The organism is Streptomyces sp. CLV115 (assembly GCF_038448545.1).
In the GTDB taxonomy this organism is placed as follows: domain Bacteria; phylum Actinomycetota; class Actinomycetes; order Streptomycetales; family Streptomycetaceae; genus Streptomyces; species Streptomyces sanglieri.
The window spans coordinates 1-13,144 of record NZ_JBCEWQ010000067.1; the positions used below are offsets into that span (position 1 = coordinate 1).

Sequence of the window (13,144 nt, forward strand, 5' to 3'; positions counted from 1 at the left end):
ATTCCTGGTGGAACAGCGTGCGGCGTCAGATGCGGTGCATCGCAAGGCGGAGGGACGTCCACATACTGGATGTATGTGGACGTTCCGACAACGCGGCGAGGTGCCGTAGCTGACGTCGCACGCCCGCCAGGAATTGCGGGACAGCCCTTAGAGATCAACGAAGCCACACGTGGTCCTGGCGACGCAGCGGCGAATTCACGGTTTCCACCGATCAAGCTCACGGAGTCGATCGGCGCCTGGCGCGTGCATCATCTCCGTCGGCCACTCGCGGCCGGGAAACTGTTCGAGGGTCTCCGGGATCGGTCTGGCCCGGCCTTCTTCGTCGAGCTGCACGGCTTCCTTCTCCTTCGTGGTGTGGCGGGTCCTGCGGTGCCGGGCCCGTCCGAGCATGGCGCCGTCCCTCCCCTGCGCGTCTCGACCGGCGCCGGTGTCAGTAGAACTACGCAATCGGCCACGGAACCTCCCTGCTCATGACCAAACGGCCTGGTCACATGTACTACGTTCTGTCAGGTCCGGCTTCCGGCCTGCCGGGGTCCGTTGTCAGTGCGCCGTCCAGGAGTCCTCACCATGAGCGATGTCATGAGCGAATCCCTTTTTGCTGCTGTCGCGCCTGATCGTGGCGGTGACCCCGCCGAGGGTGCCGCACTGGTTCGTTCACTGATCGCCGACGGGGCGGATGTCTCGGCGCACGACGAGCAGGGCGCCACCACGTTGCACCGGGCGGTGAAGGCCCCGTACGGCGCCGAGGACCCGCTGCCTTACCTTGCGGTGATACGGGCGCTGCTGGAGTTCGGTAGGAAAAGGATATGCAGAGTTCCATTGAACTTCTGCATGCATACGTGAATAACCATCACGTTAATCACCGCATCCGTCCGGCAAAGAAGGCCAGCAGCGATGGCCTCCGGCAGAACTAGTTAACGTTTCCCTACTCGAAATACAGGAGAAATTGATGCTCAAGCGAACCATGGTGACCCTCACGACAGCCGTCCTCGGGTTGTCCGCTCTGACTGCTGCCCCCGCTCAAGCAGCCCCCATGGCCCAGGCCGATCCGCCCACCGGCTGTGTCACCTGGATCGAGTGGATCCATGACGGCAACAGCCACTACTACGGACTGGGCAAGGTGCAGTGCGACACTGGCACCTACCAGGCCAAGGTGGTCTGCCACGACCTGCAGTCGGGCGTGGGGTACGTCGCGTACGGCAACTACACCGTCGAGGCACCCGAGGTGGCTGCGGTCGCCTGCGGCCCCGGCAACATCGCGAAGAGCGTCCACGTCGTACCTGCGTAGCGGCATCCCGGACCTGCCGCTGCCGAAGGGCGGAGCGTCCACGCGAGCCGGCCCTCTGCCTGTGGGATTCGCAAGCCGTGCCGCCAATCACGCGGCGGCGGCCGCAAGTTGGGTTCCGGAACCCCGCCGAGCACCCTCTGCGGCCGAGAGAGGGGGCCGGGAAATGAAATCAGAGACGGAACGAAGGCTTGGGCGCGGTGGTCGGGCAATTCGAGACCGACAACGGCGGTGAGGACGCGCCCGCCCCGAGGCCCGGCCCGCCCTCCGGCTGGCTGGCTGGCTGGCTGGCTGAACCCGAGCCGCACGTCGCGCACCACCACGGCGCCCTCCGAGCTGGAGGGCGCCGTCGCCGTTCCTGGCCGGTGACGTTTCCGTGCCAGCAGCACCAGGTGAACCGGCCCGTTCCAGATTTCACGGTGCTGCGTTGCGCACGCGCATGCCCAGTGGGCGGTCTGCGGGCTGGTGGTGGTGTTTTCCGCCGAGCAGCCAGTGTGTGATAGGCGCGGTCGACGGTGCGGTGCCTTCGGCTGGGCTGTCCACGTCGATGTCGGGTGCGGTGGCGTTCACTGTGCGGCTCCTTGGGGGCATGTGTCAGCGGTGGCCATGGTGTTGGGGTGGTGGTTCATGGGCGGGCCTGGTTCAGGTGGGTGGGGAGGGTTTGGACGGAGTTGGAGATCAGGGATGGCACGGGCACGAGGGATTCGGGGTTGGTGGCGAGTGAGAGTCCGGGGTACGCGCTGAACAGGGCTTCGAGAGCGATCGCGGCTTCCATGCGTGCCAGGGGTGCGCCAAGGCAGACGTGGGGGCCACCGCCGAAGGCCAGGTGCCGGGACTGGGTTCGGGTGAGGTCGAACCGGTCGGCGTCCTGGCCGTGCTGGGCGGTGTCGCGGCCGGCCGCGCTGTAGGGGGCGAGGATGGCGTCGCCAGCGGGTACGGTCACGCCGCCTATGTCCAGGTCCTCGCGTGGGTAGCGGGCTAGGAAGTTTCCGATGGGGGCGTCCCAGCGCAGAGTTTCCTCGACGACGACGGCCCAGACTGAGGGGGCGGAGCTCAGCGCGAGATCGAGTTGGCCGGGGTGGGTGAGCAGGGCGCGCAGCGCGTTGGTGATGAGGCTGAGGGTGGTTTCGTGGCCGGCGGCGACCATCAGCCAGAGGGTGCCGGTCAGCTCTGCGTCGCTGAGGATGCCGGAGTTGTCCCTCTGGGCGGCGATCAGGGCGCTGGTGAGGTCGTCGCCCGGTGTGCGGCGCTTGTGTGCGACGGCCTTGTCGAGGAGTTCGTAGATGAGGTGTTGTGTCGAGAGGACTTCTTCAGGCTCTGCGGTGGAGTCGAAGATGGATCGGACCAGGCGCCGTAGCTGGGGCCGGAGCGGGCCGGGGACTCCGATGATGTCGCAGATGACGTTCATCGGCAGCGGGTAGGCCAGGTGCTCACGCAGGTCGACCGAGCCGTCCGGGCCGGTGCGCTCGGGCAATGCCTGGACGAGGCTGCGGGCGAGTTCGGTCACTTGCGGGCGCATGGCCCGGACACGTTCGGGGGTGAGGACCTGGGTGACGACGCGGCGCAGGCGGCGATGGTCGTCGCCGTCGGCCGTCACCATGTTGGTGATTTTGACCATGCCGGTCAGCGGCCAGTCCTCGGGAATCCGGTTGGTGCGGATGTCCGTCCACCGGTGCCAGTCCTTGCTGACCCGCGGATCAGTCACCAATTCTGTGACGAGCTGGTGCGTGGTGACGGCCCAGGCTTCCACGTCGCCGGGCAGGATCACCTTCACGACCGGGCCGAGCTCTCGCAGCCGTGCGGCTTCGCCCTGGTGGTCGGCGCCGGTCGGGTCCAGGCGCAGGACCGGGACATGCTGGGCAGTACGTTGTTGTGCCGTCATGAGCTACCTCCGGTACGCGGTGCGAGAGCGGGCGGGCTGGGCTATCGAACGGACGGGTCCAGGGCGGTGTCGCTGGTCGGCGTGAACGTCACGGGCAGGGGCGTGAGCCGGCTGCCCACGCTGCGAGGGTGTGGCGGTCGACGACGTGGAGGCGCTGCTGTTTGGCGAAGGTGACGGCTGGGGCTGTGACGCGGCCGTTGGTGACGATTACGGCGATGTCGGCGCCGTGGACCTGGCGGGCGGTGCCGTTGAGGACCTGGAGGTCCGTGGTGCCGACGGCGGAGCCGGCGAGGCCGTTGCGGCGGTGTTTGCACTGGATCACCCAGGGCCGTCCGTAGGGGTCGGTGGCTTTCACGTCGGCGCCCAGGCCGCCGGCGCCCCCGACGCGGAGCGCGTCCTGGCAGCCGTCACGGTGCATCAGGTCCCGTACCGCGTCCTCGAACCGGGAGTGGTGCAGGCCGTCGAGCTGGGCCAGCCCGTAGCGCTGGCCCTGCGTACGGACCGCTTCCCACCGTGCCCGCTGCTGCTTCTGGTGGAGCCAGACGCCGCCGGCCAGCACCGCGAGCACAGCGGTGACGGCCAGGATCCACCAGTGGGCCAGCAGCCAGTTGACCGCGGCAACCAGCAGGGCGACGGCCAGGACCGCGGCCATGAGGAGACCGACCAGTTTCTCGTCCCGGCGCTGCCGCCTGGCGGGGCTGCGAGTGCGCCGCCGTACCGGTCGGCGCCTGGTCGCCGCGGGCCGCCGCCTACGGGGGCTCACCGGCCGGCCTGCGTAACGCCGCTCGCCAGCTGCCCCAGGAAGCTCAGAATGCCCTGGCCCACCGGCCGGCGTGGGAGCCAGCAGGACACCCAGCGCCAGGACAATGACCACGGTCAACTTCTCGTCGAGACGGCTGCGGGAATGTGTCCGCCGGCGCAGCCGCAAGACGACGATGACTGCGAGCAGTTGCACCGCCACATTGATGGTCAGCAACATCAGACCCCCCATCAACCAGCCATCACCACGCAGGGTAGGCAGCGCGCTACCCCTTGGCCTTCTTGTGTAGCGGCGTCTCGGTGACGTTGGTGCCGGGTTACCGACGAATGGCACAAAGCCATCGGGCCTGGCCAAATCCCGCACGGCCGACTAACCAGTCAGCATGCGCAGGGAGACCTGTCGACACCGGCGGTGGTGACCAGCATCCGTACCACCTCGTCACCACCGCTGCCCTGGGCGAGGCAGTCCTCGGCCGCCCGGTCGGCCCACTCCCGCTCGTCGGGGAACACGAAGGACAGCGCCACCTTCACCGGCACCGGCGCCGCGTCGAACGCGGCCTCCGCGACCGCGCGCGCCGCACGGTGGTCCGCCCCGTCGGCCACCGCGAGCACGCCCCGCAGCAGCCGCCAACTCGATTCGCACTCGGCCACCTGGAACGAGGCATGTGCGGTGGTCTCGATGAGCCAGGTCCCGCTCCGCTCCAACCGCGGGTCGTAGTGGATTTCGTGCTGGTTGTGGGCCAGTTCATGCAGCCGCAGCATCGCGCGCAGCGTCCATATGACACCCTCGGCCGCCAGCCAGAACGGCACCGCGTCCCACGTCGCCTGCAACTGCAGCTCCGCCATGGACACTTCCACGTCCAGGTCGAGCACGTCCGGACGCTCACCGCTGCGGTACAGCGCCACCGCGCGCAGCCCGAGCGCGGCCATCGAAGGCGCCGCGTGCCGCACCCCCTTCTCCACCTGGTGGGCCGCGTACTCCCAGCCTCTGAAAGCGTCGTGACGGGCTCTTGTCACGCGCCTCGGCGAAGCAGCCCGCGGCGTCGAACGGCGGCACCGCCGCCAGTCGGCACGGCCCCCGCCCGAGCCGCTCGGTCAGATGGCCCGGATTAACCCGCGCCCGCGTGGAATACACCTTGCCGCGCTGCTCCTCGGTCCACACCACGTCACCGGCCACACGTTCCTCCCACAGCAATCCGCAGCAATCGAACTGGTTTCCCGCACCCGCACCCGCACCCGCACCCGCACCCGCACCGACAGTCTGGTCCGATGGCACTCCGACGTCCCGTCGCCCGTCCCCTGTCGAGCGAGGCTCAGTGAAACTACGCAACTCGACCCGCACTCCACGGCACGAAGGCCCTCCGGGACGCTCGGCCGAGGAGCGTCCCGGTACGCGTCCGGCCGACGGCACTGGTTAGGAGGGCGGCGGCGTGCCCGGTGCCGTAACCGTGTGGCGGGCCACCAGGGTGGCGAGGGCCGCGCGGGACGGGACGCCCGTCTTGCGGTAGACGCGGGCGATGTGGCTCTCGACCGTGCGCGGACTGAGGCAGAGCCGGGAGGCCACGGCCTGGTTGGTGAGACCCTCTGCGACCAGTTCCGCTATCTCCCGTTCCCGCGAGGTCAGCTGGGCCAGCCCGGCGGCCGGTCCGGACGGCTCCACCGACCCGTCCGTGTCACCCAGCACCTCCGGGCGCTGCTGGTCGGCCAGGGCGACCAGCAGCGTGGCCCCGCCCTCGGCGGCCTGCCGACGGGCACGGCGCCACATGACGGCCGCGCCGGCGCCGTCACCGGCGGCCCTGGTGAACACGGCGCCGAACAGCAGGCTCTGGGCCTCCCGGAGGGTCGCCCCGGACAGCGCGCTCTCCCGGGCGGCTTCGGTGAACGCCCGTGCCGCCGCGGCCGGGTTCCCGCGGTGCGCCTCGATCCGGCCGAGGGCGCGCAGCGCCGCTGCCCGGCGGGTCGGCAGGTCGATCCGTTCGGCCTCCTTCAGGGCGCGCTCGGCCGCGTTCTCGGCCTCCTCCGTCTCACCCACGGCCAAGGCGGCGGCGACAAGCATTTCCAGGAACTCGGGCAGCAGCGAGGGCTGCGATCGGGGCAGGTCCCTGCCGCCGCCCGCGTCCAGCAGGACGTCCCGTGCGCGGTGCGGGTCACCGGCGCCCATCGCGGCGAAGGCGAGCAGGGACCGTGCCAGCGTCGACCACCAGCTCTCGCCCGTGCCTTCCATCGCGGCCGCCGCTTCCTCGGCTGCGGGAAGCGTCTCCGGATCGCCCGGCGGGCGGGCCTGTATGAGGAACAGGGACCTTATCGCGAGGGTGAAGCCGAGCAGTTCGGTGCTGCCCAGGGACCGGGCGATGGCCGCGGCCTCGTCGGCCAGCTCCAGGGCCGTGGTGACCCGGCAGGTCAGGAAGTGGGCGTATGCCTTGCTCAGCAGGAGCTGCGACAGGACGTAGAACCGGCCGGTCCGCCGGGCGATCTCCGCACCGCGGTCGCTGTGCCGCTCGGCGTCCGTGTATCTGTCGAGCATCACCTCGGTCCAGGCCAGTCTGACCAGGGGCTCGCACAGCCCGGCGAGGTCGCCGTCGGTGAGCGCGTCCGCCAGCCCGGCCGCGGTACGGGTGAGCTTGTAGGCTTCGGCGATGTCGCCCTCGTACGCCTCGCTCATGGCGGCCAGGGTGAGGGCACTCATCTCGCCGAGTCCGTCGCCCAGCGTGCGGGCGCTCTCAAGCGTGCGGGTGAGTTCTTCGCGCACTTCGGGGAAGCGGGCGACGAACTGGGCGCGGCAGCACCATTCGATGACGAGTCCGATCCGCTGGGACGGCGAGGGGCCGGGCACCCGGTCAAGTTCGCGGCGGAGCAGGGCATCGGCCTCGGCGTAGCGTCCGAGTTGGCGCTCCATGACCGCGCACTGCACGACGGCTGAGGTACGGAGGGCGTCCACGCCGTCGGCGTCCTGTCCCGGCGTGTGGATCACCTGGTGGAAGAGGTCCCGGCTTTCCTTGAGCGCCCCGGTGGTGCCGAGCGCTCCGGCACGCATAAGCATCAGTTCCCGGCGCCGGTCGAGGTGTTCGGAGGTGTCGGGGAGGATGCCGAGGACGACCTGAAGCCAGTGGGCGGAAGCGGCGGGAGCGGTCAGGGCGGTCTGCTCGGCGGCCTTCGTCAGTACGGCGGCGGCCTGCGGATCCCAGCCGGTCAGTGACTGCTCGATGTGGTGTGCCTGCTCGATGGGGGGCGCGCCCGCGCGGGCCAGTTCGGCCGCCGCCCTGCGGTGGAGCTCCTGCCGCCGCCAGGGATCGGTGCTGTCGTGGACCAGCGCCCGGATCAGCGGGTGGCGCAGTGCCAGACGGCGTCCGTCCTGGTCCGTACGGATCAGATCGCGGCGCATCACCCCGCGCAGGGCCTCGACGACGTCGGGGACCGGCGAGCCGGTGAGAGCGGCGATGAGGTCGGCCGTGGCGTGGTCGCCGAGTACGGCGGCGGCTTCTACGGTGCCGCGCTCAATTGGGTCCAGAGGGGCGAGCTCGTCGAGCAGCAGTGCTTCCAGGCCCGCGGGCGGACCACCGTCCCGGACCGGGGGCCCGGGCAGCCGGGCGGTGCGATGGGCCGTCAGGAGCGCCAGGAAGTACAGCGGGTTGCCCTCGCTCGCGGCGTACATCTCGGCCGCCAGCTGCTGCGGCAGGTCGCGGGCCAGTTCTTCGACGCATTCCCGTTCGTCGAGCGGGCCGAGAGAGATCCGCAGCACCGCGCCGGTGTCGGCCCCGCGCGCCAGCGCCGTGGTGAGCGCCGCCGGGGCCTGGCGGTCGCGGCGCGACACGAGGAGCAGGAAGGGGGCCTTCACGGGGTGCCGCACGAGGTGGTCGACGAGTTCCAGGGACGCCGGGTCCGCCCAGTGCAGGTCGTCGAGGACCACGACGAGCCGCGCGCCCCGGATGCGGCGCAGTGCGTCCGCGGTGGCCCGGTAGAGGCCGAAACGGTCCCTGTTCCACGGCTCGCCCGAGGGCTCGGCCCTCCCCCGCAGCACCGGAGGGAGCTCCCGCAGCGACGGGAACACTCTGAGCACCCGCTGGTCGAGGTCGGCGAACCCGTCGGCGAACGGCTGGAACGGACTGTGCCGTTCGAACTCGGTAGCCCGGCCGCGCAACACGGCCGCCCCGCGGCGGCGGGCGAGCGTACTGAACTCCGCCAGCAACCGGCTCTTGCCGATACCGGCCTCACCGGTGATGTCGACGAGGGCCGGACCACCGGCTCCCATGTGCTGCAGGGCCGCGTCGAGCCGGCGGAACTCGGCTGACCTGCTGACGAACGGCACGCTGTTCGTGCGCCTGCCCGGTCCCCTGTACAACTCAACCACCACGATCTCCCTCGGAACGCCGCCACAGCACGCCAGGGCCCCGGTGGCTACGGCACGGCGCTGGGCGACTGTCGCCGTCAGACAGCGTTCTACAGCACGAGTACGACAACGCTGTCCCTTCGTGGCGGGCCCGGCCCAAGCCGGTCAGGGCGCATGGTGACCGACGTACGGGCAGCGCGTCACACTGCTGACCAGTCGGAGGTCGCTGCTGAGATCAGCGGCCGTGAGGTGAGCGGCCACCGCTGCAGCAGGACCGCCGAAGGATCCACCGACAGTGCAGGCGGGCCAGAAGCCGCAGGGCCGCCGACGAGTCTTCTTCCGGCAATCCGCATCAGCCGGAGGAGCAACTGGGCGTCCAGGGCGAGTTCCTGGCCGTCGCGCCGCACCGGCGATGCCGCCGGCAGCCGCCGCAGCGGGCGGGGCGAGGCGAAGACGGCCCGGAGGGCGGACATGGAAAGGGATCGACATCATGCTTCGGGCTCCGACGCTGGGGCATGCCTGACCGGTCGACCGAGCGCATCCGGGCGCGGATCAGCCGCGACCGGTACGGCGATGCGGTGTGAAGAGAGGGGATGCCCTCAGAGGCGGGAAGGGGTCAGTTCTGGTCGAGGCCGCCAGGGATGGGGGCGAGGGCCCAGTCGAGGGCGAGGTCAGCGACGGCTTCCCAGCCAGGCTCGCCGCAGGTGTAGTGACTACGGCCATCGAAGAGCTTGTACGCGGTGATCGCCTTGGAGCGCTTGGCGTTCTTCTCGTAGTTCTCGCGCTGGACGGCGGGCGGCAGGATGTTGTCGTTGCCGCCGGAGATGAACAGGAGCGGTGCGCGGTCGTCGTTGGCGAAGTCGTAGGTCGTCGTCGCGTTCGGAGTGAAGTTCGCGAACCCGCCCTGGAAGAGGATGCGGCCCGAGACCGGCACGGAATAGCGGTCGTAGACGGCCTTCGACTCCTCCACTGTGAGGTTGTTCGTGAAGGCGTAGTGGAATTCCTTCTCGGTGATCGGCACCGCGCGGCTCTTGTTGGCCGGGTTGTGCAGGACCGGGAAGGTCGCCTTGATCTCACTGAAGGGCAGCGCCTTCACACCCTTCACGGCGGCGCCGTCGATGGACACGCCGGCCGAGCCGTACCCGGCATCAAGGAGGAGCTGGACGAAGGCCCCGCCGAACGAGTGGCCCATGACGACCGGCTTCGTGTCGAGCGCGTCGATGACCTGCTTCAGCTGGTCGAAGACCTCGGTCACACCCAGGCCCGCCAGCGGGGAGGGGTCGTCGCGAAGGGCCTGGACGCCGGCGGTACCAGGCTGGATGCCGGGATAACCGGGGGTGATCACCTTGAGCCCGCGCTGCTCGTAGCGGGTGACCCAGTTCTCCCACGACAGCGGGGTCATCCAGAGGCCGTGGATGAGGACGACGGTGTCCGTGGCCGCTTCTCGTTCCATGAGTCTCACCCTGTTCTCTCCAGCCCAGGGGACTGTGCCCGCTGCCCGCCGGTTCGTCGCTCCGCCGCGCGCTCCTGCGCCGCGGCCCGTCGGCCTTCCGCCGACACAAAAACGCTATTCCGGCGGTGAAGGAACAGGAATGATCGACTCGCTTCCCTTCTATGCCCAAACGCTCGGCCGGTCCTTTCCCGACGCTCAGCTGGGTCGCGGTCGGCGGCCGACGCAATACCACCGGCCCTTCATCCAGGCCAGGCGCTACCGTTTCGGGCGGCGCGCCAATCCCGCGGGGCGGTGCCGTACTCGCGGGCGAAAGCCCTGGAGAACGCCGCCTCGGATTCGTACCCCAAGGCCCTGCCGATCGCTCCCACCGGCTCCGTGGTGGTCGCGATCCGGTCGGCCGCGCGCGCCAGGCGCAGCCGGGCCAGGTAGCGGGCGGGCGGATCTCCGGCCAGCCGTGTGAAGCGCGCCGCGAAAGCGGCCCGGGACAGCGAGGCGAGGCCAGCCAGTTCCTCCACGGACCAGGGCTGCTCGGGGTGGCGGTGGATGGCCCACAGGGCGGGCCCGAGGGACCTGTCGAGCGCCGCGGTCAGCCACCCCGGGCTGCCGCCGGCCCCGTCGGTGTCGGACCAGGCCCTCAGCGCCTTGATGAACAGCAGGTCCAGGAGCCTGGACGCCATCGCCCGCGACCCGGCGCTCGGATCGGCGATCTCGGCCGCGAGCAGCCCGGCGCTGAGCGGCAGCCACTCCAGACCGGGTTCGGAGCCTCGCAGTACGATCACCCGCGGCAGCGCCGCGAGCAGCGGGGAGGCCGCGCTCTCCTCGACGAGGAACCGGCCGCTCATCCAGGAGCCGTCTCGCTCGACCACTCTCAACCGGTGCTCGGCACCGGTCGCCAGCAATGCCATGTCCCCCTTCCCGAGCCGCAGTCGCGCCCCCGCGTCGACGACCAGCTCGACCGGCCCCTCCTCGACGAGGTGCACCACTCTCTCTCCTGCCCCGTGCCGGACGTCGGCCCCGCCCACCGCGCCTACCACGGTCAGTCCTTCGCCACGCAGGTGGATCAGATCGAGCACGTCGGACAGCGCGTCGACGGACGCGTCGAGCGGAGCGGCATGGTTATCGACCGGATCACTCATCTTTAAGAGGTCCTAACAGAAGCTATTGATCATGTGACTGTCGGCTTGGTTGCTCGTTGGTCCGTTCGTGGCGAAGAGGAACTCCCGACCGTGGATCGTTTCGGACGAACTGTGGTTGCTGATCGAGCCGTTGTTGCCGGTTTCGGCGCCGAAGCTGGCGGCGGGGCGGCCTCGGGTGCCTGACCGGCAGGCTCTGTGCGGGATTCTGTTCGTGCTCCACACCGGGATCCAGTGAGAATACCTGCCCCAGGAGCTCGGGTTCGGGTCCGGCATGACGTGCTGGCGGCGGCTTGCCGCGTGGAACGAGTCCGGTGTCTGGCACCGGCTTCATGCGGTCCTGCTGACGAAGCTGCGCTTGGCAAAGCAGCTGGACTGGTCGAGGGCGGTGATCGACTCCAGCCATGTCCGGGCCGCTCGACGCGGCCCAAAAGCGGGCCCAGCCCGGTCGACCGAGCACGTCCGGGCAGCAAGCACCACGTCCTCGTCGACGGGCAGGGCATCCCGCTCGCGGTGTCGTTGACCGGCGGAAACCGCAACGATGTTACCCAGCTGATGCCCCTGCCGGCGAAGGTCCCGTCCGTCGCCGGCCTGGTCGGCCGGCCGAGACGGCGACCGGACACGCTGCTGGCCGACCGCGGCTACGACCACGACAAGTACCGCCGTCTCGTCTGGGCCCAGGGCATCAAACCGGTCATCGCCCGCCGCGGTGTCCCGCACGGATCCGGTCTCGGCGTTCATCGCTGGGTCGTCGAACGCACCATCTCCTGGCTTCACGGCTTCCGACGCCTACGTGTCCGCTGGGAGCGACGCGACGACATCCATGAAGCCTTCCTCGGCCTCGCCACCTGCCTCATCACCCACCGACACGTCCAACGCCTTTGTTAGGACCTCTAACTGATCGTTTCAGAATGAGTTGAGCTGCGGGTCTTGTGCTCGACGATCTTGGTCGGCAGGGTGTCTGGGGTGCGTGCTGATCTTGTTCCTGACGACCTGTGGGAGCGGGTGGCTCCGCTGCTGCCGCCTGCTCCCGAACGGCGCCGTCGCCACCCCGGGCGGCTGCGCGTTCCCGACCGAGTGGCACTCGCCGGCGTCATGTACGTGCTGCGGACCGGTGTCGCGTGGCGCGATCTCCCCGCAGAGACCGTGGGCTGCTCCGGTGTGACGGCCTGGCGCCGACTGCGGGACTGGACCGAGGCCGGCGTCTGGCCACGCCTGCACGCCGCGCTGCTGGCCGAGCTTCGCCGCGCCGGCCTGCTGGACCTGGACGACTGCTCCGTGGACGGATCGCATGTCCGGGCCCTCAAAGGGGGGATCGCGTCGGGCCGTCACCCGTCGACCGTGCCCGCCCCGGCTCCAAGCGCCATCTGATCGTCGACCGGCACGGAACCCCGCTCGCCGTCACGCTCACCGGCGGCAACCGGCACGACGTCACCCAGCTCCTGCCGCTGCTGGACGCCATCCCATCGATCCGGGGGCTGCGGGGACGCCCCCGCCGCAAACCCCGGCGTCTGTACGCCGACCGGGGCTACGACTTCGACAAGTACCGCCGCCTGCTGTGGAAGCGCGGCATCAAACCCCTGATCGCCCGACGCGGCGTCGCCCACGGCTCCGGACTGGGCAAGGTGCGCTGGGTGGTCGAGCGCGCCTTCGCCTGGCTGCACCAGTTCAAACGGCTCCGCACCCGCTACGAACGACGCGCCGATCTGCACCAGGGTCTGCTCGAACTGGCCTGCAGCCTCATATGCCTCCGCCGCCTACGAACCTCATCCTGAAACGATCAGTTGGCTACGCTGAACCACCCCGGCCGCACCTCGGTCAGAAGCGGTTGCAGCGACCTCACTGCGGACCGCAGGTCGTCATCCGTGACGTCAACAGACTCCGGCAGGCTCAGCCCATACCAGCGCAGCCGCCAGAGGTCGAAGACTTCGCTCCCGTCGGCTGCGAAGTCCACATCGACCTCAGTGCCGTTGTCGCTGACGAAGCGGCAGCCTGCCCCGTGAACCGTGTAGGAGTATGTGCCGATGTGATCACTCCGGCTGATCCGGCGCGAACGGGCCAGGCCGAGGACATCTGCCAGTCGCTCAAGCGAGGGGATCGCCACCCTCATGGCCTCGTCAATCGCGTTCAGAGCGTGGACGTAACCGAGCACGAGGTCTCGTGCAGCCCCCACCCGTTCCATACGGCGTCATCCCCCTGAGCCCGTGGCTGAAGGGATTGTCCCATGGGGCCGCCAGCGTCTACGCAGGACGGCATTCTGAAACGATCAGTAAGTGGCCCTATCCGTAGGAGGTGCTTCCGCCCC

The 13,144-nt window shown here is 69.7% G+C and carries 13 protein-coding genes and 1 pseudogene; 4 read left to right on the forward strand and 10 right to left on the reverse strand.

The features are described from left to right. Positions 1–195 precede the first annotated feature (195 nt). Positions 196–333 (reverse strand): hypothetical protein, encoded by a 138-nt coding sequence (locus AADR41_RS22750; RefSeq protein WP_342283230.1) that lies wholly within the window; start codon positions 331–333, stop codon positions 196–198. A gap of 234 nt (positions 334–567) precedes the next feature. Between AADR41_RS22750 and AADR41_RS22755 the strand changes: the two genes are divergently transcribed. Further along, entirely contained in the window at positions 568–843 is a 276-nt protein-coding gene (locus tag AADR41_RS22755) for an ankyrin repeat domain-containing protein (RefSeq protein ID WP_342283231.1), read from the forward strand. A 106-nt stretch (positions 844–949) separates the two neighbouring features. Beyond that, a complete protein-coding gene (locus tag AADR41_RS22760; protein WP_342283232.1) occupies positions 950–1,288 on the forward strand; it encodes a hypothetical protein in 339 nt (112 codons plus the stop codon). Positions 1,289–1,699: 411 nt separating this feature from the next. Here the strand turns inward: AADR41_RS22760 and AADR41_RS22765 are convergent, their stop codons facing one another. The 8 genes from AADR41_RS22765 to AADR41_RS22800 form a co-directional block, all read right to left on the reverse strand. Continuing rightward, entirely contained in the window at positions 1,700–1,855 is a 156-nt protein-coding gene (locus AADR41_RS22765; RefSeq protein ID WP_342283233.1) for a hypothetical protein, read from the reverse strand. Positions 1,856–1,910: 55 nt separating this feature from the next. After that, positions 1,911–3,167 (reverse strand): cytochrome P450 family protein, encoded by a 1,257-nt coding sequence (locus AADR41_RS22770; RefSeq protein WP_342283234.1) that lies wholly within the window; start codon positions 3,165–3,167, stop codon positions 1,911–1,913. An 88-nt stretch (positions 3,168–3,255) separates the two neighbouring features. Further along, positions 3,256–3,819, reverse strand: a complete 564-nt coding sequence (locus AADR41_RS22775) for a restriction endonuclease (protein WP_342283235.1) — start codon at positions 3,817–3,819, stop codon at positions 3,256–3,258. A 485-nt stretch (positions 3,820–4,304) separates the two neighbouring features. Continuing rightward, a complete protein-coding gene (locus AADR41_RS22780) occupies positions 4,305–4,943 on the reverse strand; it encodes a hypothetical protein (protein ID WP_342283236.1) in 639 nt (212 codons plus the stop codon). A 397-nt stretch (positions 4,944–5,340) separates the two neighbouring features. Next, positions 5,341–8,274, reverse strand: coding sequence for a helix-turn-helix transcriptional regulator (locus tag AADR41_RS22785; protein ID WP_342283237.1), 2,934 nt, complete (start codon positions 8,272–8,274; stop codon positions 5,341–5,343). Positions 8,275–8,453: 179 nt separating this feature from the next. Beyond that, positions 8,454–8,726 carry a hypothetical protein gene (locus AADR41_RS22790; RefSeq protein ID WP_342283238.1) on the reverse strand — a complete coding sequence of 91 codons (273 nt, stop codon included), beginning with the start codon at positions 8,724–8,726 and terminating at the stop codon, positions 8,454–8,456. 143 nt (positions 8,727–8,869) lie between these two features. Further along, positions 8,870–9,706 (reverse strand): alpha/beta hydrolase, encoded by an 837-nt coding sequence (locus tag AADR41_RS22795; RefSeq protein ID WP_342283239.1) that lies wholly within the window; start codon positions 9,704–9,706, stop codon positions 8,870–8,872. A 239-nt stretch (positions 9,707–9,945) separates the two neighbouring features. Then, complete coding sequence (locus AADR41_RS22800) at positions 9,946–10,842, reverse strand: AraC family transcriptional regulator (RefSeq protein WP_342283240.1); 897 nt, start codon at positions 10,840–10,842, stop codon at positions 9,946–9,948. Positions 10,843–10,909: 67 nt separating this feature from the next. On the opposite strand from AADR41_RS22800, the pseudogene AADR41_RS22805 reads away from it, so the two are divergent. Both AADR41_RS22805 and AADR41_RS22810 read left to right on the forward strand, forming a co-directional pair. Beyond that, positions 10,910–11,727: pseudogene (locus tag AADR41_RS22805) on the forward strand (IS5 family transposase). Between the two features lie 78 nt (positions 11,728–11,805). Then, positions 11,806–12,614, forward strand: a protein-coding gene (locus tag AADR41_RS22810) for an IS5 family transposase (protein ID WP_342283241.1) whose coding sequence is annotated in 2 segments (ribosomal slippage) — positions 11,806–12,145 and positions 12,145–12,614 — 810 coding nt in all. Because the reading frame shifts where the segments join, the coding sequence is not laid out codon by codon here. Between the two features lie 5 nt (positions 12,615–12,619). Here the strand turns inward: AADR41_RS22810 and AADR41_RS22815 are convergent. Next, positions 12,620–13,021, reverse strand: a complete 402-nt coding sequence (locus tag AADR41_RS22815) for a DUF6896 domain-containing protein (protein ID WP_342283242.1) — start codon at positions 13,019–13,021, stop codon at positions 12,620–12,622. Positions 13,022–13,144 lie beyond the last annotated feature (123 nt).

Excerpts from the sequence above, each read along its gene's own strand:
- AADR41_RS22755 (WP_342283231.1), top strand. The coding sequence starts at position 568 with ATGAGCGATGTCATGAGCGAATCCCTTTTTGCTGCTGTCGCGCCTGAT.
- AADR41_RS22760 (WP_342283232.1), top strand. The coding sequence starts at position 950 with ATGCTCAAGCGAACCATGGTGACCCTCACGACAGCCGTCCTCGGGTTG.
- AADR41_RS22770 (WP_342283234.1), bottom strand. The coding sequence starts at position 3,167 with ATGACGGCACAACAACGTACTGCCCAGCATGTCCCGGTCCTGCGCCTG.
- AADR41_RS22775 (WP_342283235.1), bottom strand. The coding sequence starts at position 3,819 with ATGGCCGCGGTCCTGGCCGTCGCCCTGCTGGTTGCCGCGGTCAACTGG.
- AADR41_RS22790 (WP_342283238.1), bottom strand. The coding sequence starts at position 8,726 with ATGTCCGCCCTCCGGGCCGTCTTCGCCTCGCCCCGCCCGCTGCGGCGG.
- AADR41_RS22795 (WP_342283239.1), bottom strand. The coding sequence starts at position 9,706 with ATGGAACGAGAAGCGGCCACGGACACCGTCGTCCTCATCCACGGCCTC.
- AADR41_RS22800 (WP_342283240.1), bottom strand. The coding sequence starts at position 10,842 with ATGAGTGATCCGGTCGATAACCATGCCGCTCCGCTCGACGCGTCCGTC.
- AADR41_RS22815 (WP_342283242.1), bottom strand. The coding sequence starts at position 13,021 with ATGGAACGGGTGGGGGCTGCACGAGACCTCGTGCTCGGTTACGTCCAC.